This window comes from Pseudomonas sp. TH34, assembly GCF_016650865.1.
Classification (GTDB): Bacteria; Pseudomonadota; Gammaproteobacteria; order Pseudomonadales; family Pseudomonadaceae; genus Aquipseudomonas; species Aquipseudomonas yamanorum.
In genome coordinates this window covers 354,468-379,874 of record NZ_JAEKFB010000020.1, presented here as the reverse complement: position 1 = coordinate 379,874, position 25,407 = coordinate 354,468, and the positions used below count along the sequence as shown (strand labels likewise).

The window sequence follows — 25,407 nt, the reverse complement described above, 5'->3', positions numbered from 1 at the left end:
AGGAAACGGCCGCATGATGCCGCGTAACGGCCGGCGCCATTTTGGGAAAGATGTTACGGGCCGTTGCCAACTAAGCTTTCGCTAAGGTTGGTTTTGCACAGTGAAATCTCCCACATCTGCTGAGAGCGTTTCCATGCGTAAAATTCTCTTGCTGTCGCTGATTATCGCCAGCCCCATGGCCATCGCCGGCCCGCAATGCACCACTGCCGAGCGCTCGCAATGGCAGGACCAGAAGGTTTTTCAGGAGCAACTGAAAGCCCAGGGCTACGAGATCAGCAAATTCAAGGTCACCGATGGCAACTGCTACGAGATCTACGGCTTTGACAAGGACAAGCGCAAGGTCGAGATCTACCACGATCCAGTCACCGGCAAGGCCGTGAAGACTGAGATCAAGGGCTGATGCCAGCAACCTCCCTGCGCCTCTGGGACCCGGTGGTGAGGGTGTTTCACCTCTCCATCGCCGGCGTCTTTGTAGTCAATTACTTCTTCAACGAAGCAGGCGACGACTGGCATGTATGGCTGGGTTATTACGCCATGGCCTGGTTGCTGGTGCGGTTGGTGTGGGGATTTTTCGGACCGCGCAGCGCGCGCTGGTCGGACTTCTGGCCAACGCTGGAACGGCTCAAGGGCCACGTACGTTCGCTGCTCAACCGCCGACCACAGCATCGCCTGGGCCATTCGCCCATCGGCGCGCTGGTGATGATCCTGATGTTGCTGGCGCTGCTGACCCTCGGTGTCAGCGGCTTTTTGATGCAGGAAGTCGACGCCCTGTGGGGCGCCGATTGGCCGCTGCTGTTGCACGAAACCGCCGCCAATGTACTGGCCGGCCTGGTGGGCGTGCATGTGCTGGCGGCGGTGTTTGAAAGTATCCAGGTGCGGGACAACCTGCCTTTATCCATGCTCACCGGCCGCAGGAGGCGCCTGCCGGATGACCGTGCGCAGTAATCCTTTTCCCCGACAGGTTCTCTATGCGCCCGCTTTTAATAATCTGCAGTCTGCTGGTGGTATTTTTCGCCGCCTGGCAAAGCCATCCGCCCCACGTGCTGGCGCCGTTTGCCCAAGGCCCCAAGGACACCTCGCCAACAGCGGCCGCCCCGCAATACAGCAGCCGCTTTGTCTCTTCGCAGCTCAATGACTTTGTGCATTCCTCCTCGGTCACTGCGCTGCCCGGCGGCGACCTGATGGCCGTGTGGTTTGCCGGCTCCCGCGAAGGTGCCGCCGATGTGCAGGTGCGCACCGCGCGCTTTGACGCCAAAAGCGCCGAATGGGGCCCGGAGCAAGTACTCGCCACTCGGGAAAGCACCCGCGACGGCACTCACCGCTACATCCGCAAGCTGGGCAACCCGGTGATCGCCCTGGCGCCGGACAATCGCCTGTGGATGTTCTACGTCTCGGTGTCGGTAGGCGGCTGGGCCACCAGTGCGATCAACGTGATGGTCTCGGACGATCTCGGCACCCACTGGTCTGCACCTCGGCAATTGGTCACTTCACCGTTTTTCAACATCAGCACGCTGGTGCGCGCCGCGCCGGTATTCCACGCCGACGGTTCCATCGGCCTGCCGGTGTACCACGAGTTCATGGGCAAATTCGCCGAGTACCTGTACTTAAGCCCCGACGGTGCGGTGGTCGACAAATTCCGGATCAGCCGAGGGAAGAATTCGCTGCAACCGACCATCGTCCCCCAGGACGGCCAGCGCGCCATCGCCATGCTGCGTTACGCCGGCGAGACCCATCACAAGATCCTCGCCAGCCGCACCGAAGACGCGGGCCAAACCTGGAGCGAGCCCTACCCACTGGAGCCGTCCAACCCCAACTCCTCGTTGGCAGCCGTCAGCACTGAAGGCGACGGCTTGCTGGTGGCCCTCAACGACCTGCAGGACGGTCGCTTCAAGCTGAGCCTGTACGGCACCGATGCCAAGCTCAACCAGTGGCGCACCGTGGTGGAACTGGACCAATCCCCCGACCCATTGGGCCAACCGTTCTCCCCCGAAGCCTACAAGGAAATTATCGGTGAAGGCTTCCGCGCCTCCAGCGGTGCCCTGCGCCTGCCGCTGGAGCAACGTTTCCTCAGCAGCCTGGATTACCGGGTGTGCAAGCCCCGTGGCTGCGATTTCGAATACGAGTACCCGTACTTCAGCCGTAGCCCGGACGGCATGTACCACCTGGTGTACTCGTGGAATAACACCTTTATCAAACATGTCAGCTTCAATGAAGCCTGGCTGTCGGAGCGCCTGTGATGGTTTCTGTATGGCAAGCCCATTTGAGCTTTGTGCTGTTGGGTTTTGTACTGCTCAGCCTGCTACGCGTAATGGCGCCCTGGCGGCCGTGGTTGCTGCCGGTGTTGGTGGTGGTGAGTTTTATCCCGGTCAACGAGCTGCCGCTGGCGGCGTATGTGCGCAGCTTCACCGACGACCTGGCCATCAGCACCCTGGTGTTGTTGGCATGGGTCAGCCTGTGCCGTTTGGGTGTGGTGCAACCGCTCCAGCGCCCGCAGAAGGTCCAGGTGTTGCTGCTGTTTGGCGCCCTGAGCCTGGTGCTGTACCCCGCGACGATGGGCCTGACCTATTTCGATCCCTACCGCTGGGGTTTCAACCCTCGGCCGATGATTGTGCTGATCGGCGTGGCGGCGCTGTTGATGCTCTGGCTGCGTAATACGTTGTCGGTGTTGATGCTCGCGGCGGGCACCCTGGCGTTTGCGCTGCGGCTCAAGGCCTCGGAAAACTACTGGGACTATCTGATCGACCCACTGCTGACGGGCTACTGCCTGGTGGCCGGGTTGTGGATGCTGGCGATGGCTGCCTGGCGCCCTCTTTTAAAACTGCACAGAGGTCAATGATGGGATGGTTGTACTCGCGCCGCCTGCGCTACGGCGTGGGCGCGATCGGTTTGGTATTTGCGTTGCTGGCCGCACTGCGGCTGGTGTTTGTATTGGGATTTTCCGGAGTCGACCTCAGGGAACCTGCACTGCTGGAAACCTTCGGGATAGGCCTGCGTTTCGACCTGCGCCTGGCGGTGCTGATCCTGCTGCCCCTCGCCCTGCTCGCCTGGCTGCCACGCTGGAACCTGCTGACCGTCCCCGCCCTGCGCTGGTTGGCACGGGGTTACCTGCTGCTGGCGCTGGCCATCGTCGGGCTGGTGTACATCATCGACTTCGGCCACTACGCCTACCTCGGCGTGCGCATCAATGCCACGGTGCTGCGTTATCTGGAAGACGCGCAGATTTCCCAGCAGATGGTGTGGGAAACCTACCCGGTGCTGTGGATAACCTTTAGCTGGCTTACCGCAGTCGGCCTGTGGACCTATGCCCTGGTTCGTCTTGAACGCATCACCCTGGATGATGAACGCAAACCCATCGGCAAGTTGACCATTGCATCCGTGGCCACCGTTGGCGTGATCGCGGTGTTGCTGGCCCTGCTCGGCCGCGTCGCCAACCTCAACCTCGAAAACCCGGTGCCCCTGCGCTGGAGCGATGCGTTCTTTTCCGGCAACAACCAGATCGCTGCCGTAGGCCTCAATCCGTTGCTGTTTCTGTACGACACCCTCAAGGTCGGCCAGTCTCAATTCGATGAGGCGCGGGTGCGCGAGCATTACCCGGAAGTTGCGAATTATCTGGGGGTCAACCAACCCGATCCCGAGCAATTGAGCTTCGCCCGCGAACAAGCCGTGCAACCTTATCGGCTCAAGGGCGAACGCCCGCCGAACGTGATTTTCGTGATGCTCGAATCCCTCGGCACCAGCGCTGTGGGCGCCTACGGTAACCCGCTGAACCCCACGCCGAACCTCGACAAACTGGCGAAGGAAAGCTGGTTCTTCAAACACTTCTACGTGCCCGTCACCGGCACCGCCAAAACCGTGTGGGCGAGCATCACCGGCGTACCCGACGTCACCCGCCAGGAGACGGCAACCCGCAACCCGCTGATCACCCGGCAACACACCTTGATCAACGCGTTCGAGGATTATCAGAAGCTCTACATGATCGGCGGCAATGCCGGCTGGGCGAATATCAACGCGCTGATCCGCCAGAGCATCGACGGCGTGAAGCTCTATGACGAAAGCCACTGGCGCTCGCCACGGGTGGATGTGTGGGGCGTTTCCGACCTGGACCTGTTCAAGGAAGGCGACGAACTGCTGCGCGCCATCCCCAAGGACCAGCCGTTCTTCGCCTACCTGCAAACCTCCGGCAACCACCGCCCATTCACCATCCCCAAGACCAACGATGGCTTCAAGGTGCACGACCTGACCGTGGAGCAAGTCCAGGCCGCGGGCAGTCGCAGCGTCGAGCAATACAACGCCGTACGCCTGCTGGACTTCAACATCGGCCGCCTGATAGAAATCGCCAAGGCCGGCGGTTACTACGACAACACCATCTTCGTGTTCTTCGGCGACCACAACACCCGCATCAGCCAGATTCCGCACATGGCGCCGGCATTCGAGCAGCTTGGCCTGGAAAGCAACAACGTGCCGATGATGATCCACGCCCCCGGCCTGCAACCCCGGGTGATCGAAGAAGCCGTCGGCCTGGCGGACCTGCTACCGACCGTCGCCGGCATGGCGGGCATTCCGTTCCGCAATGGCGCGATGGGGCGAGATATCCAGCAGCCTGCGCCGGAAGGCGAGCGCGTGGTGCCGCTGGTATTGCGCGAGGGCACGTTCCCGCTGATCGGTGGCGTGACTAAAGACTTCCTGCTGCAAATGGAACACGACGGCAGCTCGCCGACCCTGCATGACCTGGCGTCGCAAACACCGAGGGAAGATGTAGCCCAGGAATACCCGGAAGAGTTTCAGCGCCTGCAGGGACTGACTCGGGGGCTGCATGAGAGTGCGCGGTTGATGTTGTTCCGGAACGTTCGTTGAAGCCACCAGCAGCCAGGCCACTGTAAACCACACTCTTTGCAATACACCGGCTAAAGTGCCACGCTTTCAGGGTTCAGCAGGAGGTACTACTTTGTCGTGGTGTGCAGCCAGCGTTGCTTGGAAACCCATCGGGGCCATAGCATCACTCAATTTTCTTTTCGATTTCGCGATGCCTATATAGAGGTCCCGCACCCGCTATTCCTGTATTTACCCACAGTGTTCTGTATCATTCTCGCCCCCTGACATAGGGGGCAACCAGTAAGGAGGAGGTCGCTTATGCCAGTTCGCCAAGCCCAGGCTATCCTGGCTCGCTACTGGAATCGCCAGATCCCGGTGGACCCTTCAGCGTTAGCGATAAGTATGGGGGCCGACGTCTTTGCGGACCCTGACATGATCTGGAGCGACCTGAGCGGACGTTTCGATTATGAAAACGGAAGGCCCACGATCCGCTTCAACCCCGATGATGCGTGGGTGCGCCAACGGTTCACGATTGCCCATGAGTTGGGTCATATGGTGCTCAACCATGGTAGGTCGATGCGGGATAACTCCGCAAATTACTCGACTCATGCTGATCATTATAAAGAGCAGGAGGCCAACGCATTCGCTGCCGAACTGCTCATGCCAAAAGAAGTGGTCGACTGGATCATCCCGCGCTACAACCGGGATGTCGGGGCCATGTCGCGTGAGCTTGGGGTTTCTGAGGCCGCAATGAGATATAGATTGATCAACCTCGGTTACCTCTCAGACTACTAATCTAAACAACAGCCAAGGAGGCGCGATGAATCCAAGCAACGCCAGCAATGCGCAAAAGAAAGGCGAAGATATGGGCGGGTCAGAAGACAACCCTGACGAGGCCATGAAGCGCTCCCTTGTCCCGCCATCGGGCGACCCTGTTGAAAGAAACAAGGCGCAAGCCGACTGGAATGAAAAACTGCTCAAGGAAGGTGAAACCAGAATCCTTCATCGAAAACTGTTGTTTCGCTCAGTAGCCTTTGTTTCATGCCTGTTATTTATAGCGTTTCTTTACTACTTGTATTGGGCTAACAACCACCCTTACCGGCATGTAGACCATATGGTGTTATGGCTATTGGCAGTCATGCCAATGGGATCTATCTTCATACTCGTCAAATTATCGAATGAACCCGCTGAAACCAATAAACCTGCAGCGCTCATGTGGCCGGAAGAGGCGATCAAAATCGGCCACAAAGTAGTCGATGTCATAGCTGATGTAGTAAAGGATAAACTTTCTCCCAAGAGTGGCAACGGAAGTTAACTCCGCACTTCAGTCTCCGTTGAGCCTTTTTTCATATCGGCCCAGCCAATCCATCCCCCCAATCTATCGATTTGAGGTCCACCTCACCCTCCCCGACTATGGCGGCACTTCCAATAACAAAAACCAGGAACCCGCCATGACTGCCCGCTTCCACAACCCGGTAGACACCCGCTTCGGCTGGGGCTGCCTGCAAGCACTCGCCACCCTCACCGAAGGCCAGAGCGTCGCCCTTGTCACCTTCCCCGAAGCCCGCGAGCTCGGTTTGGTAGACCGCATCCAGGCCCTGCTGGGTGACCGCCTGGTGTACGTGATCGAAGACGTGCAGCCCAACCCCGACGTGGCTCAACTACGCGACACCTACGAGCGCTTCTGGCAGCAGGCCGGTGACTGCCAGGTGGTGGTCGCCGTCGGCGGGGGCAGCGCCATTGATACGGCCAAGGCCTTGATCGTCGGCACCGAATCGGGGGATTTCGACGAGTTGCTGGCGTTACTGGCCGCCGGAAAACCTTTCGTGCCGGCCCGTCACAAGCAACTGATTGCCGCACCGACCACCGCCGGCACCGGCAGTGAAGTCACACCATGGGCGACGATCTGGGATTCCGCGAGCCTCAAGAAGTATTCGCTGCACCTGGACTGTACCTGGCCGAAAGTGGCGATCATTGACCCGCAGTTGATGTTGACGGTGCCGGCCGGAGTCACGGTGTCCACCGGGCTGGATGCCTTGTCCCATGCGCTGGAATCGATCTGGAATATCAACGCCAATCCGATCTCGGACACCTTCGCCATCTCCGCCATCGAAGACATCCTGGAATGCCTGCCCCGCCTGCAGCGCGACCTCGGCAACCAGGAGCTGCGCTCACGGATGGCGCTGGCGGCATTGAAAGCCGGCCTGGCCTTTTCCAATACCAAGACCGCCCTCGCCCATTCCATCTCCTACGAAATGACCTTGCACCACGGCTTGCCCCACGGCATCGCCTGTTCCTTCACCTTGCCGCTGGTGCTGGGCCTGGCATGGGGGCATGACGCCGCGCGTGACCGCACCCTGCAACGCATATTCGGCACCGACCTGCACCAGGCCCAGGCGCAGTTGCGCGACTTCCTCCACAGCCTGGACGTGAAGACCGAGTTTGCCGACTACGGCGTGAATGCCAGCGAGGCCGAGGCGATGATCCGCTTCGCCCTGCAAGGCGCACGCGGCAAGAACTTCATCGGCGCGCAAGCGGCCTAGACTCATCGTAATTCGGTCGTTTCCTGTTGCACCTATCAAGAGTGCCCCCCGGCGGCTGCGGTCGCCGGGGCGAATAACAATAAGGAAAACATCATGAATCGTGCACACGTGCTGCCTGTTCCTGCCGTCCGTACTTCATCGTTCCGCGTTGCCCAGTGGCGCATGCTGCTGGCAGCGATGTTTTGTTATCTGTTTTTCTACACCGGCCGCCAGACCTTTGGTTTTGCCATCCCCGGGATCCAGGCCGAGTTCGGCCTGACCAAGGAAACCCTCGGCTGGGCCTCGGCCGCGATGCTCTGGGCCTACGCGATTGGCCAGGCCATCAACGGCAACCTCGCCGACAAGTTCGGCGGGCGCCGCATCATGACCCTCGGCGCGGTGCTGTCCTGCGGGGCCAACTGGGTCACCAGTTTCGCCAGCGGCTTTGCCGGGTTGATCCTGCCGTGGGGCATCAACGGTTACTTCCAGGCCCTCGGTTGGGCGCCCGGCAGCCGGCTGATTTCCAATTGGTGGAGCGCCGGCGAGCGCGGCAAGGTGTATGGCTTTTATGTATTCGCCGCCGGATGCGCCTCTGTGCTGTCGTACATAACCTCCATCGTGGTGCTGGAAGTGTTCCAACTGGAGTGGCGCTGGATCTTCCGCCTGCCGGTGCTGTTGATGTTGGCGGGCGGCATCATTTTCTACCTGGTGGCCCGCGAGCGGCCTCAAGACATGGGATTCGAGCCCCTGGCCGATACCGGCGTGGCGAATGCCGAAGACAAGAATCATGAAGTGGCCAACGGCGAAGTCGAATCCTCGGCGCAGCGCTACAAGGCGGTGCTGAAGAATCCGCGGCTGATCATCGCCGCGATCTCCCTGGGTTTCCAGAACGCCGCCCGCTACGGCCTGATCGTCTGGGTGCCGGTGCACTTCCTCGGGGCCAACTGGAAAAGCGGCGACAGCATGATCGACCCCAAGTGGATCACCGTGGCCCTGCCGGTGGGCATGGCCATCGGCGCCCTGAGCAACGGCTGGGTCTCGGACAAGCTGTTCGGCTCCAAACGCTACCTGGCGATCATGCTCTACATGTTCCTCGGCGCCGCCACCAGCCTGTGGATGTGGAGTTTGCCGCCCCACAGCGCAATCGGCCTGGTGGCGTTGTTCCTCTGCGGGTTCTTTGTATACGGTCCGGCGTCGAGTTTCTGGGCGTTGTGCCCGGACCTGGTGGGTGCCAAGCGTGCGGGTACGGCCACGGGCGTGATGAACTTCTCATCCTATCTGTTCGCCGGCCTGGCGGAACCGCTGATCGGCAGTATGCTCGACAGTACCGGCAACACCTCACTGATCTTCATCGTCGTGACCTCGGCCTGCCTGTGCAGCGCGGCGGTAGCGTTGTTTATCCGACGTTGATGACCGGCCCGGCGGACCTCAGGAACAGGACTCTTTATGTACCAGTACCACAAGTGGCTGCGCTCGTTTCATGCGGTGGCGAAGACCGGCAGTTTCACCCTCGCCGCCGAGTACCTGAGCGTCGGCCAGCCGACCGTCAGCGAGCAGGTCAATGGGCTGGAGAAGCAGTTCTCGGTGGAGCTGTTCCACCGTCGCGGGCGGTTTATCGAGATGAGTGCGGCCGGGCACGCTCTCTATGGGATCACCCAGGGGCTGTTCGGCCAGGAGGATGAAGCCATGCAACTGTTGCAGAGTTTCAAGCAGCGCAAGACCGGGCTGCTGCGCCTGGGCGCGGTGTCGCCGCCGATCGCGATGAACCTGACCTACGAGCTGATGCAGCGCCACCCGGACATCGAACTGGAAACCTCGTTTTCCCCGGAAAAGGAAACCCTGGACCGGCTCTTCAACTTCGATATCGACGTGGCGATCCTGGCCCTTTCGGAGTTCGACCAGCGCTTCGATACCCAGCTTTACCGGCGCTATCCGATCATTGCAGTGGTACGCGATGACCATCCATGGGCCCAACAGAAAGAGGTGCACGTGGAACAGATCAGCCGCGAAAAGTGGGTGATGCGCGAGAAAAGCTCCCGCACCCGGCAACTGGTGGAAGAAAGCTGCAAGCGCCAGGGCGTCGCCGTGAACTGCGTGATGCAGTTGAACAGTCGCGAAGCCATCGTGCACGCAATCTCCAAAGGCATCGGCATCGGTTTTGTGTCCGCTGTGGAATACGCCGAAACCCCGGGCACCACACCCATCACCTTCGTCGACCACCCGTTTTTCATCGACTACCACCTGTGTTGCCTGGGGATCCGACGCAACCGACCGATGATCGCCGAGCTATTCGAGGCCAGCCCGATCCCGGTGACCTGATCGCCTTACCCGTTTAAACCCTCACCAGGCGCTTACCTCTTCTTCGACAGAGGGACGGCCTGCTCACATCTGAAAATGGAGACTTGCCATGCACTACCAACAACCTTCCAAGCTGCAAGCCGTGGTCCTGGACTGGGCCGGCACCGTCGTCGACTTCGGTTCCTTCGCCCCCACGCAGATTTTTGTCGAGGCGTTCGGCGAGTTCGGCGTCGCCGTTTCCCTGGAGGAAGCGCGCGGCCCGATGGGCATGGGCAAGTGGGATCACATCCGAACCTTGTGCAACCAGCCGCAGATTGCCGAGCGTTATCGGGCGGTGTTTGATCGCTTGCCAACCGATGAGGATGTCACCGCACTGTATGAACGCTTCATGCCGTTGCAGATCGAGAAAATTGCGCTGCATTCGGCGGTTATTCCCGGGGCTCTTGAGGCGATCAAAAACCTGCGCGAACAGGGTTTGAAGATCGGCTCCTGCTCCGGGTACCCGGCGGTGGTGATGGCCAAGGTGGTCGAGCTGGCGCGGCAGAATGGCTACGTCGCCGACCATGTGGTGGCGACCGACGAGGTGCCCAACGGGCGCCCGCATCCGGCGCAGGCGTTGGCCAACGTGATTGCCTTGGGCATCAGTGATGTGGCCGCGTGCGTGAAGGTCGACGACACTTGGCCGGGGATTCTGGAAGGCCGCAGCGCAGGCATGTGGACGGTGGCGTTGACCTGTTCGGGCAATGCACTGGGTTTGACCTATGAGCAATACAAGGCACTGCCCGCTGCTGAGCTGGCGCTGGAGCGCGCGCGTATTACACAGATGTTCGAGGGCTCTCGGCCGCATTACCTGATCGACACCATCGTCGAACTGCCGACGGTGATCGAGGACATCAATGCGCGTTTGGCGCGCGGGGAGACACCGCAGGGTTCTTGATGGGCCGATGGGGTCAGCGCGCTGACCCCACACCGCGGCCTACCGTCCTGCGACAAGCTGTTCGCTGAGTGTCCACAACCGCTGTGCCAACCCCGCATCCACTGCCCACGGCCTGACACCCAGGTGTTCTTCCGATTCCGCACTCATCGCAACCGCCACATCACAGTTTTCACAATAAACCCCACCCATTCCCGCCAACTGCCCGCTCACCGCACACCACACACTGGTGGCCGCGCCTTGCTCCGGGGTTTTCATGTTCCGCTCAGGGTCGATCACCGGTTTCCCGTGCTCGTCTACATAGCCCGAAGCCTGCAGGATTTCAGCCTTCATATGCCGCACCAGGTCGGTAATGATTCCGCCAGGATGAACCGCAAACGCCCTCACCCCGCTGGCCGCACCGAGGGTGTCCAAATGCACGGCGAACAGTGCATTGGCGGTCTTGGACTGACCGTAAGCCTTCCATGGATCGTAGGTTTGGCGCTCGAAGTTCCAGTCGTCAAAGTCGACGGCACCGTGCACGTGTCCCCGTGAGGACAGCGCCACCACCCGCGCGCCTTCGGCGCGTTGCAAGGCCGGCCACAGGCGCTGGGTAAGCAAGAAATGCCCGAGATGGTTGGTGGCGAACTGGGACTCGTAGCCTTGGGCGTTACGACTCAGCGGCGGCGCCATGATGCCCGCGTTGTTGATCAGCAGGTGCAGCGGGCGGCCAGTCGCCAGAAAGCGCTCGGCAAACTGCTCGATGGAGTGGGCGTCCATCAGGTCGAGGGGTTCAAGTTGCAGCTGTGGATAAGGTTTGAGTGCGGCGCGTGCCTTGACCAAGTCACGCGCCGGGACGATCACGTGTGCGCCAGCGGCGGCCAGGGTACGGGCGGTGACCAAGCCAATGCCGGAGTAGCCACCCGTGACAATCGCCACCTTGCCCGAGAGATCAACGCCTCGGATTATTTCGGCAGCGGTGGTTGCCGCTCCATAGCCGCTATGGATCGGTTTTTGTGCTGTGGGCATGACAGAGCCTCCATTAGACGTGTGGTTAACACGCTACGCCCGGAAAGCCGTACTCTGAATACTCGAACATCCCGTTTACCTGCGTAAAAGTACGGATATGCACAGCGACCCGTTTTCCGAGATTCTCACCTTCGTGAATGCTCAGTCGGTGATGACCGGCGGCTTCAGCGCGGGCGGCGCCTGGGCCCTGCGTTTTCCGGCGCCGGACAAGATCAAGTTTTTCGGGATGGTGAAGGGGCAGTGCTGGCTATGCCTGGATGGCGAGGCTGCGCCGGTGTTGATTGAGGCGGGCGATGTGTTCCTGCTGTGTGCACAACGCGCGTTTGTGCTTGCGGGCGATGTGTCGGTCACGCCTTTGGAAGCGCGGCAATTATTCGCTGACGCCGGTCGCTTCCCGCAAATCGGCGACGGCCAGGGCTGTGTGCAAATCGGCGGCTACGTGCAACTGGATCCGGAAAGTGGCGGACTGCTGGCCAACGCACTGCCTCCTCTGATCCACGTGCGGGCCACGGCGCCGCAGGCGGCGATCGTGCAATGGCTACTCGGCCAGCTGGCACATGAGGGGCAAGCCAATTTGCTCGGGGCGAGTCTGGCATCGGCGCAACTGGCGCAGTTGATGTTTATCCAGATCCTGCGGGCCTACGCAGAGACCTCGGGCGTATTACCCGAAGGCTGGCTGCGCACGGTCAGCGACAAGCGCCTGGCCCCCGCGCTGCGCTTGATGCACAGCGAGCCGGGGAGTGCCTGGACGCTGGAAGAATTGGCTGCGGCGGCTGCGATGTCGCGCACTACCTTTTCGCAATACTTCAAGAGCGTTGCCGGGGTGCCACCGCTGGCGTACCTGACCGAGTGGCGCATGCGCCTTGCGCAACGAGCGTTGCGCGAGGGGAATCTGTCAGTGGGCGTGTTAGCGCTGTCGTTGGGGTACGGGTCTGAAAGCGCGTTCAGCAATGCCTTCAAGCGAGTAACAGGAAAGGCCCCGAGGCATTATCGGGATGCGTGCCGTCAATCCAGTAGTGCGGCGCCTTTGAGCAGCGCGTAAAGCCCTTCCGGCACCAGTGGCGACTGCGCAGTAAAGCTTGAGCTGTCCTTCCAACTCACCTTGAACGCAAAACCATTGCTTTCGGCACCGTCGAGGTACGGTTGCTCGTACAGGCTCTGGTCCTCAAATTGGCCATCGTAGACCTGGACGATCTCGTGCCCGGGGTTGCCGTCGTAGGTGAAGATACTTTCAAGCGTGCCGAGCAGGCGCAGGCTGTGAATCGGCTGCGCCAGTTCCTCCTGGACTTCTCGCACGATGGCCTCGGCGCTGTGTTCACCGAATTCGATGCCGCCACCGATGGGGCGAAAGACTGTCTGCTGTTTCACCGCATCCTGGAATTCGTGAACCAGAATTCGACCGTTGCGGTGAAAGATACAAAGGGCAAGCGCCCGGATACGCGGTGCAACCATGGGGTGAAATCCTTGTCTTGGGATCGGTGTTTATTGCGCCTGAAATGTCGCAAGGTACGCCAGCAAATTGTCGATCTTCTCCTGATCACTGATCCCCCAGAAAATCATCCGGGTGCCGCTCACCACCTTTTTCGGCGCCTCGATATAGGCGGCCAGCTTGTCCCGCGTCCAGACCACGCCTGAATTTTTCATCGCATCTGAATACTGATAGTCAGTGGTGGTGCCAGCCGGTCGACCAATGATGCCGTTGAGTTGCGGCCCGAAACCGCCCCGTGCATTTTCGCCGACGCTATGGCAACCGCCGCAGGTTTTGCTGAACAGCTTTCCACCGGCTTCGGCATCTCCCGCCGCCGCTGCCGGTAGGCTCACGAGACCGGCAATCAGGGCGAGGCTGAATAATACGACGTACTTCATAGGTAACTTTCCATCCGATGTGCCGGTTCAGCTGGGGACCTGCCATGACATGGCACAGCGACTGCCCGGCGCAAAACCGTGACGATACTCCTCACGCAGAGCCTCTGCCAAACGATGATCCGGCGCCAGCGAATGTGCTTGCTCAAATCCCAGCCGCTGATAAAACGGGCTGTTCCAGGGCACGTCGAAAAATGTGGTCAAGGTGACTGCCCGCAACCGGCGCGAGCGAGCCTCATTCATCACGGCCTCAAGCAATTGCCGCCCTGCGCCACGGCCCTGCATGACCTGCGCCACCGACAGCTCATGGATGTGCAGGTCGTCATCAAACATCTGTGCACTGAGAAAACCCTGGACCTGGCCAGCAGCATCCATCGCCACCCAACACGTACCCAACGCGATCAACTGCAGATGACGTTCAACACTCATGACCTCGGCATCGGCCAGCCAGCCCAAGGATTCGATCGCACGAAAGGACTGGGCCGCACTGCGCTCTATTGCAGGTAAAAACACTGCGTCGGGCGCGGCGGCAAGTCGGATAACAGTGAGCATGAGGCAACCCGGGATCGTTGAAACACCTGAGATTAACATCTGGAAACAGCCACTCAATTGATATCACCCCACCACTCTGCTTGCATGCCCGCTCCTCTCGGCACAGCGGTTCAGGAGACAAGCGATGAAAACCATGGTGGTCGGTGCAAGCAAAGGATTGGGCAGGGCCTTGATGGAAGGGCTGGGCGGGGTTGGGGATACGCTGATCGGGGTGTCCCGCAGCCGCCCTGATCCCTTGATGTGCAGCACTGGCGCCGAGGTGCGCTGGGTGGAAGCAGACCTTGGCGTGCCTGGCCACGCGGCGCACGTCATCGAACAGGCTGTGGCGGCAGGCGGGCTGGACACACTGATCTATAACCTGGGCATCTGGGAGGAGCGGGCGTTTGATCCGGCCTATAGCTTTCTCACCGACGAGGACACGCAATTGGAAGCCATCGTCAGTTGTAACATCACCGCACCGCTGCTGTTGATCAAGCGGCTGCTGCCGGTGTTATTGAAGAGCTCCCAGCCGCGCATCATCCTCACAGGCTCGACCTCGGGACTGCCTCAGAGCGGCCGGCCCGAAGTGGCGTTCGGCGCCTCGAAATTCGCCTTGCGCGGCATCGCCGATGCGCTGCGTGAAGGCTATCGCCAGCAGCGCCTGGGCGTCACTTGCCTGAACCTGGGCTATCTGAATACCGAAGATTCCTTGAGCACCTCACGCACCCAGGCCGAACAGCGCGGTGAGGGCCAATTGGTTCCGGTGCATGACGTGGTGCAGGTGGTGCGTATGGTCTTGAGCCTGTCCGGCGCCAGTTTCGTCAAGGAGCTGACGTTGCCGGCGCTGCTGGATGAACGCTTCTAGCAGGTTTCGCAAGTGGAGCGCCCTGCCCTGACGCAACGCCAAGACAACCAAATGACCACCCATCGCATAAAACACATCCAATCGAACCTAATCAACGGCGCCCCACTCCACCTTACTTAACCCGGATGGTGGAGTAAGGATCATGGCTCAGCCATCGATATTGGTGCTGGAAGACGACGAAATCATTCGCTCGTTGATGGTGGATGTACTGGAGGATTTCGGCGCGGTGGTGACCTCGTTCCCTTCCGCAGACGAAGGAATGATTTTTCTGGAGCGGGCCAGTGATCCGGTAGACTTGATTGTCAGCGATATCCAGATGCCCGGCTTGCTCAATGGCTACGATTTGAGCAAGGTAGTCGCCCATCGCTGGCCGACGCTGCCCGTGGTACTGACTTCGGGCAACACCGCAATGGCTTCGCAATTGGGCAGCACCGTGCGGTTCCTGCCCAAGCCATGGACCACCCAGCGCCTGCTCGATTGCGTGCAGTCGGCCCTGGTACAGGCCCCGCCCATGCATTGATAGCATCGCGATATCAGCTAACCCGAACTTCGCGGCAGTTCCTGCGGTCAGTTATCAGGCAACCCTACATGGCCAGCAGGCCCCCAGTTCGAGTTTACTGAATGCATTCACAGGCCCATGACGTTGGTGCGCCACCTGTACTTGAAGCCCTGCGCTCGGGTACTGCGTTACTGCACGTCGCCCTGGAAAAGCGCTTGCCGTTTTTCTCTCCGCAGCTGGATCACGACGGCTACCGACGCCTGCTCCAGGCCTACTACGGGTTCTACAAACCTCTGGAAGCAACGCTGAACGACAGCGGTTTGATCCCTGCGGGATTTGATCAGGTGCTGCGTCTGAAGACGCCAACCTTGTTGGGGGATCTCCACGCTCTGGGCCTGGACGACCAAGCCATCGCGGCGCTCCCCCACTGCTCATCGCTGCCACCCCTGGACACACCCGCCGCCTGCCTGGGCGCGCTTTACGTGGTGGAAGGCGCCACTCTGGGTGGGCAGATCCTGCGCCGGGAAATGGCCGGGCGCCTGGGACTGGATGCCGACAATGGCGGCGCGTTTCTCAATGTGTATGGCGCTGAAACCGGCCGGCGCTGGAAAGACTTTCTCAATTACCTGAGCCATGTGCCCCTCGACGCGCACGCCAAACTGCGCGCCGTGAACGCGGCCCGCTCGACATTTAGCTGCTTTGAGCAATGGCTCGACAGCCAGGAGGTACTGCTATGAAACCCGAAGATTTTGAAGAACTGCTTGCCAACTGTGCAGACGAACCCATCCGCTTCCCGGGGGCCATCCAGCCCCACGGTGCACTGCTGACCCTGTCCGAGCCGGACCTGCATATCGTGCAGGTCAGCGCCAACGTAGCCGAACTGTTCAACCACTCACCGGAATCCCTGCTGGGCCAGCCGCTGCACACATTGATCGGCATTGAACATGCCGAAGCCGTCCAGGCCATGGTCACGCAAAACAGCTTTTTTGATGCCCCGCCGCTGCATATGACCCTCAACGGCTCGGAGTTCGAAGGGTTGCTGCACCGCCATCAGGATGTGCTGGTGCTGGAGTTCGAGCCACGGCTCAAGGATTTCCAGCCGCGGGCGCTCAATGGCCGGACCAGCAACCTGGGCAAGATGCTGCAACGCCTGCAGGCGGCGAAAACCCTGCAAGCCTTGTATGAAATCAGCGTCAACGAAATCCAGGCCATGACCGGCTACGACCGCGTGCTGATTTATCGCTTCGAAGAAGAAGGCCACGGCCAGGTGATCGCCGAAGCGTCGGCCCCGTCCATGGAGCTCTTCAACGGCCTGTTCTTCCCGGCCTCCGACATCCCCGAACAAGCTCGGGAGCTGTACCGCACCAACTGGTTGCGGATCATCCCCAATGCCGACTATGAGGCTGTGCCGCTGGTGCCCCGGTTGCGCCCGGACACCGGCCAGCCACTGGACCTGAGCTTCGCTACCCTGCGCAGCGTGTCGCCGATTCACTGCCAGTACATGAAAAACATGGGGGTGCTGTCGTCCATGAGCATTTCCCTGATGTCCGGCGACAAACTCTGGGGCCTGATCAGTTGCGGCAACCGCCAGCCGCTGCTGGTGCCCAATGACTTGCGCACCGCGTGCCAGACCATCGGCCAAGTGCTGTCGTTGCAAATCAGTGCCATGGAGGCCCTGGACCTCAGCCGCCAGCGCGAAGAAAAAGTCGAAGCCCTGGCCTTGCTCAGCCAGGCCATGCAGGCCTCACCCGCAAACGTCTTCGAAGGCCTGGCACAGTGTCCGCAATTGCTGATGGACCTGGCCCTCGCAGGCGGTGTGGCAATCATCGAAGACAAGCAACTGCACCGCTACGGCAGCTGCCCGGAACCTGCGCAGATTCGCGCCCTGCACAAGTGGCTGCAAGAAACCGGGCAGCCGGTGTTTGCCAGCCATAACCTTTCCTCGGTGTACCCGCCGGCAGCTGAATATCAGCACGTCGCCAGCGGTGTGCTGGCCATGAGTTTGCCCAAGCCGGTGGACAACGGTGTGTTGTGGTTTCGCCCCGAGGTGAAGGAAAACATCAACTGGAGCGGCGACCCGAACAAACCCCTGGACCTGGAAAGCACCGACGCGGGCCTGCACCTTCGCCCGCGTACTTCGTTTGAAATCTGGAAGGTGGAGATGGCCGGCATTTCCACCAAATGGAGCCACGGCGACCGCTTCGCCGCGAACGACCTGCGCCGCTCTGCCCTGGAAAATGACCTGGCCCGCCAGGTGCTGCGTGAACAACAGGCCGTGCGCGCTCGGGATGAGCTGGTGGCGGTGGTTTCCCACGACCTGCGCAACCCGATGACGGTGATCTCGATGCTCTGCGGCATGATGCAAAAGGCCTTCAGTTCCGATGGCCCACACACCTCGCGACGGATTTCCTCGGCCATCGACACCATGCAACAAGCCGCCGGGCGCATGAATGTGCTGCTGGAAGATTTGCTCGACACCTCGAAGATCGAAGCCGGGCGCTACACCGTCAAGCCGGTGGCGCTGGACGTGAGCCAGATGTTCGAAGAGGCCTATTCACTGCTCGCGCCCCTGGCGATGGAAAAGGGCATCGACCTGTCCTTCAATGCCGAACCCGGGCTGCAAATCAATGCCGACCCGGAGCGGCTGTTCCAGGTGCTGTCGAACCTGATCGGCAACGCCATCAAGTTCACCCCGCGCCAGGGCAATATCGGCATCAGTGCGTTGAGCAATGGCGAAGAGATTGTGTTTTCGGTGCGTGACTCCGGCGAAGGGATCGCCCCTGATCAGTTGCCTCATGTGTTTGATCGCTACTGGACCCAAACCGAAAACAATCCCACCGGCAGCGGCCTCGGGCTGTACATCACCCAAGGCATCGTGCAGGCCCACGGCGGGCGGATCGAGGCTGAAAGTGAGTTGGGGCGGGGCAGTGAGTTTCGGTTTACGGTGCCCAAGCCGGCTTGAAACTGCGCCTCATCGAGACGGCGAAGCAAATGGAAACCCAGAGGCCCGGAACGCTGGACCGGGCCAAAGCCACTGATCAGGACGCACTCAAAGGGAGGTGAATGCGCACTTCACGTCCTTTCTAATGAGAGCCAACATCTATGTCCTTTCCAATCATTGGCAGCGCTTTCCATATCCAATCCTTCAATCAACCCACTCATTCGCCTCAAGCCACTCAACCCGTCCAACCTGTTCAGCCGGCCCCCAAACCAAACGATGAGCACTCGCGTAGCAGCTCCAACCAGCAAAGTTTTCAGTCGAATAGCGGTAATCTGACTGATCTGGGAAAAGGCAATTTGCCGTGAGGGTTTAAGCCTTCCTAAACCGGCAACACCACCACGGCGGCCAACCCGCCACACGGGCGATTCTCCAACGTCAGCGTTCCACCGTGTTCCAGGACAATCGCCCGTGCCGTGGAGAGCCCCAAACCGACCCCGCCGGTACTTTTATTGCGTGAGCCTTCCAGCCGAAAGAACGGCAGGAACACCTGCTCATGCTGCTCCTGCGGGATGCCCGGGCCACGGTCCAGTACCCGTATCGTCACCACGCCCGGACTCTGTTGCAGTTCGATTTCCGGCGCCCGCCCGTAGTGGATCGCATTGTCCATCAGGTTGGTCATCACTCGCTTGAGCCCCAGCGGGCGACCGAAATACACCAGCCGTGGCGGGCCATTGAAGGTGATGTCGATGGACTGGTCGCGGTAATCGTCAATCAGCGTTTGCAGCAACTCAGCGAGGTCAAGTTGGGTAGCCTGTTCCAGACGCGCATCGTCGCGAAAGAATTCCAGCGCGGTGTTGATCATCGCCTGCATCTCGTCGACATCCCGGAACAGGCGGTGCTGCTGGTCGGCATCCTCGATAAATTCACCCCGCAGGCGCAGGCGGGTCAGCGGCGCCCGCAGGTCATGGGAAATCGCGGCGAGCATCTGGGTGCGGTCCTGGATGAAGTGCTGCAACTGCGCCTGCATGCCGTTGAACGCGAGGATCGCCTGGCGAATTTCGTGGGGGCCGACCGGCTCAACGGGCGGCGCACGAAAGTCGGCGCCGAAACGGCGCACGCCCTGGGTGAAATGCTGTAATGGCCGGGCCAGACGCCGGGTGGCAATCAGCGTGACCAACGCGGTGGAAATCAGCACCAGCATCAGCACCACCAGGCTGCGCGGGCCTTCCGCCAGGCCCCAACTGCGGGACGGCGCGCTGAATACCAGCCACGATTGGTCAACCAGCTGCACCATCAGCACATAGTGCCCGCCGGGGCCTGGCCAATCAGATGGCTCATAGACCTCCATTCGCCGTTCCGGCCCCTTGAGTAGCTGTTTAAACAGCTGATCGGAATGAAAAACCGGGTCTTCCAGAATCGGCACATCAATACCTGCGCGGGTGGCCGACCAACTCACGTTGAAACTGTCGTCACCCACCGCCTGTGTCAGTGGTGGGCGCTGGGAAGGCTCCGCGGCTTCAATCATCCGTACGATCACCGCGACCTTTTCCAACAGGCCCGTTTCACTCAACGGCGGCCTGGCCCAAACGCCGGCCAGTTGCACGAACAAGGCGTTGAAGGCCAGCGCCGTGAGCATCGCAATCAGGATGGTCAGGGCAATCCAGCGGGCCACGGTGTCCCGGGGTTTGAAGCGGCTCATGAGCGGGTCACCGCGACGGTGAACTGGTAACCACCGTTACGCACGGTACGAATCATCGCCGGGCGCTTGGTGTCGAACTCCAGCTTGCGTCGCAGGCGGCTGACCTGCACGTCGATGCTGCGGTCGAACGCGTCGTGGCTATGGCCCCGCGCCAGGTTCAGCAATTGCTCGCGGGTGAGCACACGCTGCGGGTGTTCGACGAACACCAGCAGCAGGTCGAACTCTCCGGACGACAACGGGATCATCACCTGGTCCGGCGAGCGCAACTCACGGCGCGTCAGGTCCAGTTGCCAGCCGGCGAAACGAATCAGCGGGCGCGACACGTCGCCCAACGTCGGTCGGTTTTCACCCGCCCGACGCAGTACAGCGCGCACCCGGGCAAGTAATTCACGGGCATCGAAAGGTTTGCTCAGGTAGTCATCGGCGCCCATTTCCAGGCCCACCACGCGATCACTCAACTCGCCCATGGCTGTCAGCATGATCACTGGTGTTGCGTATTGCTGGCGCAGGCGCTGGCACAGCAACAGGCCGTTATCCCCCGGCAGCATCAGGTCGAGGATGATCAGGTCGGCAGGCATGCGCTCCATGGCCGCCCACAGCTCGGCGCCATTGGCGGCGGTCTCGACCGTGTAGCCATGTTGCAGAAAAAATTTCTTCAGCAGGGCGAGGACCTCAAGGTCATCGTCCACGATTAAAAGATGGCTCACCGGTGGGCATCACTTGGTCTTGTGGATGCGCCATCTAAAACCATTCGAGGCGGCTCGTCATATATTTCAATCGTGCAATAAAGCGTCAACGGCGCAATAAAGCAGACATCTTTGCGCAAGCCTCGAATGCCAGCATCGGCCTCCTTTTTCCGGAGACTGTGCTTATGCGCTCGCTGACGTACCCCCAGCACCTGGCTCGCCAGGCCGTGCTGTTGCTGACCGTGTCTTACCTGACGGGCTGCGCAAGCCCGGCCAACATGGCGAGTACCACACGCTGCGCACAGGTTTCCTACCCGGTGTATGACCCTGCCGAGCCGGTCAACCGGGGCGTCTTCGCCTTCAACCGCGCGGTGGACGACTATGCCCTGGCGCCTGTAGCCCGCGGCTACCGATACCTGCCGGATTTTATCCAGCAGGGTGTGCATAACTTCGCCAGCAACTTCAGCGAGCCCAAGGTATTTATCAACGACCTGCTGCAAGGCAACCCTCGGCGCTCGGTCAACACGCTGGGACGCTTTGCGGTGAACACCACCGTGGGAATCGTCGGGTTGTTTGATGTGTCGGACTCGCTGGGCATTCCCCGTCACACCGCTGACTTCGGCCAGACCTTTGGCGTGTGGGGGATTGGCAACGGCCCGATCGTGGAACTGCCTTTGCTGGGCACCGGCAACAGCCGCGATGCGGCGGGCAAGGTCTTGAACTTCCTGGTGGCGCCGCTGGGCGACAGCGATACCGTACAAACCCTGGACACCATCAGCCTGGTAGGCGGTACGGTGGATACGCGCGCGTCGTTGCTGCCGCTGACCGACAGCCTGCAAAAGTTGCCGGACTACTACAGCGCTTTGCGTAACGTGGTGGCCGAACACCGCGCGGCCTTTGTGCTGGAGGGCAAGCAGGGGGCGACGTCGCCCCGGGCCGATGATTGCGCAAAGGGAGCGGGCGATGATTTCTGATTCAAGCTCCCTGATTCTGCAACATCAGGTCCGCAGACGCGGCGCCAACGCCCTGCTCTGCCGGGAAACGCGCTTGCATCTCTCTGGCGACCAGAGTCGGCTGATCCTCAGTCGCTATGTTGAACAGTACAGCCCGCAGGGTGTGCGATGGGTCGAGCGCCAACACAGCGTGGCACTGGCCGATGTAATGCGCTGGCTGATGACGTCGGGAGAAGCATTCGTCACGACCCATGAACCCCATAAGAAGGTGGACCTGACAACGTCATAATTTGACGCGAGACGTTTATAGCGAGGCAACCAGGGGATGCGTAATTTCTCGCTCTCCTTGATAGCGCTGGCTATCAATGCAGACAGCCTCTCTTTTAAAAAGGAACATCGCCATGATCGATGCTATGAACAGCTCCTTTGCACAATTGCCCACCCCCTCGGTCCCCACTGAACAACCTGCGCCGGTACGAAACAAGCGAAGCCTTGAACCGTTCGCCGAAGCGAGGGATACCCTTGACTACAACGGCGCCTCGTCCAGCGACCGGGGTCGTAAAAACTCCGGCGGTCTGGACAACCTCGGCGGCGGCCGCCTGCCCTGACTCTCCAACTGGAGGGCAGCAGCGCTGCCCTCTCACTGGGTTCATGCCTTGACAAAACACTGACATCCATTGCGTTACCCTTTGCCCCCAACCTGTAATGAGCCGTGGCCTTCATGCTACAACCCGCCCACCTTCCTGCCGTACTTGCTGGCCCGCTGCTACGACGCCTGGAGCCCCAGCGCCTCGTGATGTGGCTGGTAGGAAGTCGTGCCCTGGCATTGACCCTGAGACTGCAAGTCGCCCAAGGCGAGACGCTGGATATCGAACTGGACGCCAGCCGCTGCCAGGTCGTGCCCGTCGGGCGCCAGGCCTTTATCCACCTGATCGACGTGCCGCTGGCCGAGGCACTGCCCCAGGACGTGAGCATCGGCTACGACCTGCTGGTAAACGGGGCCGGCATCGCAGAGTGGGCGCCCCACCTGCTCTACCCGGGTGCCTCAGGCCCCAACTTCGTCCTGCACAGCCATATCCACCAATTGGTACACGGCTCATGCCGTAAGCCTCACCACCGCGCCGATGAAGGTTTGCTGTGTGTCGACCGGCTGCTGGCCGAGTCGACCACTGTCGAAGAACGCCCGGCCCTGTTGATGATGAGTGGCGACCAGGTCTATGCCGACGATGTCGCAGGGCCAATGCTGCGAGCCATTCATGCGCTGATCACACGCCTCGGCCTGTTCGACGAACACCTCGACGGTGCCGTCGTCGACAACAGCGCAGCACTCTATGAGCATGCCGCCAGCTACTACCATCGAGCCGATCTGTTGCCCGCCCTGGAGAGCAACGAGACCTTGCGTGAGCGTTTTTTTGGCGGCGTGAAGAAGCCGATTTTCACCAGCAGCAGCGCCGATAACCACCTGGTGACCTTCGCCGAAGTCATGGCAATGTACTTGCTCGCCTGGTCGCCCGTGCCGTGGGGCCTGATCAACCCGCAAGCGCCTCAACTGCGCGCCGAAGGGCACGTACGCTATGCCCACGAGCAAGTGCAGATCGACAAGTTTCGGGACGGCCTGGGTGGCGTGGCCAGGGTATTCGCCCACCTTTCGTGCCTGATGATCTTCGATGATCACGACATCACCGACGACTGGAACCTCAGCGCCCAATGGGAAGAAACGGCCTACGGCCACCCGTTCTCCAAGCGCATCATCGGCAACGCGCTGCTGGCTTACATGCTATGCCAGGGCTGGGGCAATAACCCGGATGCGTTTGACACAGTGCTAGGCAAAACCCTGGCCCTGACCGCCCAAGCCCATGGCAACTACCTGGATGCGGTCGCTCAGGATGAGCTGGTAGACGAACTGTTAACGTTCCAGCAATGGCACTACGTGCTGCCCACCACGCCTGCGCTGGTAGTACTCGACACTCGCACCCGGCGCTGGCGCAGTGAGTTCAACCTCAAGCAACCGTCGGGTCTGCTTGACTGGGAAGCTTTAAGCGAACTGCAACAGGAACTGCTGGATCACCCTTCGGCGATCATCGTTTCACCCGCGCCCATCTTTGGCGTCAAGCTGATCGAGACCGTGCAGAAGGCCTTCAGTTGGTGCGGCTACCCGCTGCTGGTGGACGCGGAAAACTGGATGGCCCATCGCGGTGCAGCGCAGGTGATCCTCAACATCTTTCGCCATTCCCGCACCCCGGGCAACTACGTGATCCTGTCCGGAGACGTGCACTACTCGTTCGTCTACGAAGTACTGATCCGCCACCGCAATGCGGGCCCGAAGATCTGGCAGATCACCAGCAGCGGCATCAAGAACGAATTCCCACCGCGGCTGCTGGAATGGTTCGACCGCCTCAATCGCTGGCTCTACTCGCCTCGCTCACCGCTGAACTGGCTGACACGACGCAGGCCCATGCAGGTTGTGCCGCATATTCCGGAACACGCCGAGGCGGGCGAGCGGCTGTGGAACTCTGCCGGGATCGGCCAGGTGTTTTTTAACCAGCAAGGGCAGCCTGAGGCGATCTATCAGCACAATGCCAGTGGGGCGCCCAGAACGAGGATGGTGGCGCCCAATCAAAGGCTGACGCTCAATAAATAGTGGCCCTAGGCCACAGCCCCAGCTAGACCAAAGCACCCCTTTCTAAGCGCCAAAGCGCCGTTGTACAGTACCGCCAGCCACGGAGTATCGGCGTCAACAGTAACTGGCCATGAGAGCCAGCCCACGCAAGGAGCGCGCAATGGACGATACATCCGGCCAAGAACCCTCAAGGAGCGACTTTACCGACCTCAACGCCGACATGCTGCACGCCATCATGGAGCTGGTCAGCGACGGGATCTGGGACTGGAACGCCAACACCGGTTTCGTCTACCGCAACCCCGGCTGGTACGAAATGCTCGGGTACGCCCATCACTCCCTGGAAAACAGCGTATTCACCTGGGAAAACGTGATTCATCCGGATGACTACCCTCAGGTGATGGTGCTGTTCGATAACTACATCAACCGTCGCACCACTCACTATCAAGCCGAATACCGCTGCCGCAAGAAAGACGGCTCCTACCTGTGGATCGAAGACCGTGGCTACGTGATCGCACGTAACGACGACGGTTCGGTGGCGCGCATGGTTGGTGCCCACCGCAGCATTCAGGCACGCAAACAGTCCATTGAACAGCTGGAACGACGCAATCAATCCCTGGAAGCCCTGGTGGCCGAACGCACCCGCGAGCTGTCGCGGGTCAATCAACAACTGCAGTTGCAACTGGATGAGAATCGCTCCCTGGCCGAACGTGACGCGTTGACCCGCGTGGCCAATCGTTACCGGCTGGAGCGGGTCTTGCTGGAAGAATGCGATCGCGCCCAACGCTTTCGCCTGCCGCTGTCGCTGATTGCCATGGACATTGATGACTTCAAGCCGATCAACGACCAACACGGCCATGCCGTCGGTGATGAAACCCTGGTGCATGTGGTGCAACGTCTGGAAGCCTGCTTGCGCCACGGCGACTTGCTGGCCCGCTGGGGCGGTGATGAGTTCATGGTGATCGTGCCCAAAAGCACGTTGGAAACCGCGCGGAAATTGGCCGAGCAGATGCGCGGTGCGCTCAAGGAGCTGCCCGCCGTGGGCAACTTCAAGGTAACGCTGAGCCTGGGCGTGGTGGAGCGAAGCATTGGTGAATCACCCACAAGCCTGATGGCCAGGGCCGATCAGGCGTTGTATCGCTCCAAGGCGGCGGGCAAGGACACCGTGTCTGAGTAAAA

27 protein-coding genes are annotated in these 25,407 nt (G+C 60.6%); 21 read left to right on the top strand and 6 right to left on the bottom strand.

Annotation, left to right across the window (positions count from 1 at the left end; genetic code table 11):
* Positions 1-133: 133 nt before the first annotated feature.
* The 11 genes from JFU58_RS15180 (at position 134) to phnX (ending at position 10,569) form a co-directional block, all read left to right on the top strand.
* Entirely contained in the window at positions 134-400 is a 267-nt protein-coding gene (locus tag JFU58_RS15180) for a PepSY domain-containing protein (protein ID WP_017476120.1), read from the top strand.
* The gene (locus JFU58_RS15175) at positions 400-945 is read left to right on the top strand and encodes a cytochrome b/b6 domain-containing protein (RefSeq protein ID WP_201141074.1); all 546 of its coding nucleotides are present in this window, start codon (positions 400-402) and stop codon (positions 943-945) included. The genes JFU58_RS15180 and JFU58_RS15175 overlap by 1 nt, the downstream gene beginning before the upstream one ends.
* Before the next feature lie 23 nt (positions 946-968).
* Positions 969-2,237, top strand: coding sequence for a sialidase family protein (locus JFU58_RS15170; RefSeq protein WP_201141073.1), 1,269 nt, complete (start codon positions 969-971; stop codon positions 2,235-2,237).
* A complete protein-coding gene (locus JFU58_RS15165) occupies positions 2,237-2,836 on the top strand; it encodes a hypothetical protein (protein ID WP_201141072.1) in 600 nt (199 codons plus the stop codon). The genes JFU58_RS15170 and JFU58_RS15165 overlap by 1 nt, the downstream gene beginning before the upstream one ends.
* Complete coding sequence (locus JFU58_RS15160; protein ID WP_201141071.1) at positions 2,836-4,854, top strand: LTA synthase family protein; 2,019 nt, start codon at positions 2,836-2,838, stop codon at positions 4,852-4,854. The genes JFU58_RS15165 and JFU58_RS15160 overlap by 1 nt, the downstream gene beginning before the upstream one ends.
* A 276-nt stretch (positions 4,855-5,130) precedes the next feature.
* A complete protein-coding gene (locus JFU58_RS15155; RefSeq protein WP_063033012.1) occupies positions 5,131-5,607 on the top strand; it encodes an ImmA/IrrE family metallo-endopeptidase in 477 nt (158 codons plus the stop codon).
* Between the two features lie 25 nt (positions 5,608-5,632).
* Complete coding sequence (locus JFU58_RS15150) at positions 5,633-6,127, top strand: hypothetical protein (RefSeq protein ID WP_063033013.1); 495 nt, start codon at positions 5,633-5,635, stop codon at positions 6,125-6,127.
* Positions 6,128-6,263: 136 nt separating this feature from the next.
* Positions 6,264-7,355 (top strand): iron-containing alcohol dehydrogenase PsrA, encoded by a 1,092-nt coding sequence (psrA, locus tag JFU58_RS15145; RefSeq protein ID WP_201141070.1) that lies wholly within the window; start codon positions 6,264-6,266, stop codon positions 7,353-7,355.
* Between the two features lie 93 nt (positions 7,356-7,448).
* Positions 7,449-8,744 (top strand): MFS transporter, encoded by a 1,296-nt coding sequence (locus JFU58_RS15140; RefSeq protein WP_201141068.1) that lies wholly within the window; start codon positions 7,449-7,451, stop codon positions 8,742-8,744.
* Positions 8,745-8,780: 36 nt separating this feature from the next.
* Positions 8,781-9,653: a LysR substrate-binding domain-containing protein gene (locus tag JFU58_RS15135; protein WP_201141066.1), complete on the top strand. Its 873-nt coding sequence runs from the start codon at positions 8,781-8,783 to the stop codon at positions 9,651-9,653.
* Positions 9,654-9,741: 88 nt separating this feature from the next.
* Complete coding sequence (phnX, locus tag JFU58_RS15130; protein WP_063033016.1) at positions 9,742-10,569, top strand: phosphonoacetaldehyde hydrolase; 828 nt, start codon at positions 9,742-9,744, stop codon at positions 10,567-10,569.
* Positions 10,570-10,608: 39 nt separating this feature from the next.
* Here the strand turns inward: phnX and JFU58_RS15125 are convergent, their stop codons facing one another.
* Entirely contained in the window at positions 10,609-11,574 is a 966-nt protein-coding gene (locus JFU58_RS15125) for an oxidoreductase (protein WP_063033017.1), read from the bottom strand.
* 97 nt (positions 11,575-11,671) lie between these two features.
* Between JFU58_RS15125 and JFU58_RS15120 the strand changes: the two genes are divergently transcribed.
* A complete protein-coding gene (locus JFU58_RS15120; RefSeq protein WP_201141064.1) occupies positions 11,672-12,616 on the top strand; it encodes an AraC family transcriptional regulator in 945 nt (314 codons plus the stop codon).
* Here JFU58_RS15120 and JFU58_RS15115 read toward each other — a convergent pair.
* Genes JFU58_RS15115 through JFU58_RS15105 form a run of 3 tightly spaced genes read right to left on the bottom strand, consistent with a single transcriptional unit; the run spans position 12,580 to position 13,989 of the window.
* On the bottom strand, positions 12,580-13,026 hold the full coding sequence (locus tag JFU58_RS15115) for an NUDIX hydrolase (protein ID WP_063033019.1): 447 nt from the start codon (positions 13,024-13,026) through the stop codon (positions 12,580-12,582). The two genes, JFU58_RS15120 and JFU58_RS15115, sit on opposite strands and share 37 nt — an antisense overlap.
* A 30-nt stretch (positions 13,027-13,056) precedes the next feature.
* Complete coding sequence (locus JFU58_RS15110) at positions 13,057-13,440, bottom strand: c-type cytochrome (protein ID WP_003210355.1); 384 nt, start codon at positions 13,438-13,440, stop codon at positions 13,057-13,059.
* 27 nt (positions 13,441-13,467) lie between these two features.
* Complete coding sequence (locus JFU58_RS15105) at positions 13,468-13,989, bottom strand: GNAT family N-acetyltransferase (protein WP_201141061.1); 522 nt, start codon at positions 13,987-13,989, stop codon at positions 13,468-13,470.
* A 124-nt stretch (positions 13,990-14,113) separates the two neighbouring features.
* On the opposite strand from JFU58_RS15105, the gene JFU58_RS15100 reads away from it, so the two are divergent.
* From JFU58_RS15100 to JFU58_RS15085, 4 genes are all read left to right on the top strand, one after another.
* Positions 14,114-14,833: an SDR family NAD(P)-dependent oxidoreductase gene (locus JFU58_RS15100; protein WP_063033021.1), complete on the top strand. Its 720-nt coding sequence runs from the start codon at positions 14,114-14,116 to the stop codon at positions 14,831-14,833.
* Positions 14,834-14,975: 142 nt separating this feature from the next.
* Positions 14,976-15,353 (top strand): response regulator, encoded by a 378-nt coding sequence (locus JFU58_RS15095; RefSeq protein WP_063033022.1) that lies wholly within the window; start codon positions 14,976-14,978, stop codon positions 15,351-15,353.
* Positions 15,354-15,454: 101 nt separating this feature from the next.
* Positions 15,455-16,069, top strand: coding sequence for a biliverdin-producing heme oxygenase (locus tag JFU58_RS15090; RefSeq protein WP_201141059.1), 615 nt, complete (start codon positions 15,455-15,457; stop codon positions 16,067-16,069).
* On the top strand, positions 16,066-18,294 hold the full coding sequence (locus JFU58_RS15085) for an ATP-binding protein (protein WP_201141057.1): 2,229 nt from the start codon (positions 16,066-16,068) through the stop codon (positions 18,292-18,294). The genes JFU58_RS15090 and JFU58_RS15085 overlap by 4 nt, the downstream gene beginning before the upstream one ends.
* Before the next feature lie 358 nt (positions 18,295-18,652).
* Here the strand turns inward: JFU58_RS15085 and JFU58_RS15080 are convergent, their stop codons facing one another.
* Together JFU58_RS15080 and JFU58_RS15075 are read right to left on the bottom strand one after the other, a co-directional pair.
* Positions 18,653-19,972, bottom strand: a complete 1,320-nt coding sequence (locus JFU58_RS15080; RefSeq protein WP_063033025.1) for a sensor histidine kinase — start codon at positions 19,970-19,972, stop codon at positions 18,653-18,655.
* Entirely contained in the window at positions 19,969-20,679 is a 711-nt protein-coding gene (locus JFU58_RS15075; RefSeq protein ID WP_201141055.1) for a response regulator, read from the bottom strand. Before JFU58_RS15075 ends, JFU58_RS15080 begins: the two co-directional genes overlap by 4 nt.
* Before the next feature lie 164 nt (positions 20,680-20,843).
* Here JFU58_RS15075 and JFU58_RS15070 point away from each other — a divergent pair, with 164 nt between their 5' ends.
* From JFU58_RS15070 to JFU58_RS15050, 5 genes are all read left to right on the top strand, one after another.
* Positions 20,844-21,632, top strand: coding sequence for an MlaA family lipoprotein (locus JFU58_RS15070; protein ID WP_201141053.1), 789 nt, complete (start codon positions 20,844-20,846; stop codon positions 21,630-21,632).
* Positions 21,622-21,900, top strand: a complete 279-nt coding sequence (locus JFU58_RS15065) for a hypothetical protein (RefSeq protein ID WP_201141051.1) — start codon at positions 21,622-21,624, stop codon at positions 21,898-21,900. Before JFU58_RS15070 ends, JFU58_RS15065 begins: the two co-directional genes overlap by 11 nt.
* A 112-nt stretch (positions 21,901-22,012) precedes the next feature.
* A complete protein-coding gene (locus JFU58_RS15060) occupies positions 22,013-22,219 on the top strand; it encodes a hypothetical protein (protein ID WP_177025463.1) in 207 nt (68 codons plus the stop codon).
* 113 nt (positions 22,220-22,332) lie between these two features.
* The gene (locus JFU58_RS15055; RefSeq protein WP_201141050.1) at positions 22,333-24,252 is read left to right on the top strand and encodes an alkaline phosphatase D family protein; all 1,920 of its coding nucleotides are present in this window, start codon (positions 22,333-22,335) and stop codon (positions 24,250-24,252) included.
* A 139-nt stretch (positions 24,253-24,391) separates the two neighbouring features.
* A complete protein-coding gene (locus JFU58_RS15050) occupies positions 24,392-25,405 on the top strand; it encodes a sensor domain-containing diguanylate cyclase (protein ID WP_201141049.1) in 1,014 nt (337 codons plus the stop codon).
* Positions 25,406-25,407 lie beyond the last annotated feature (2 nt).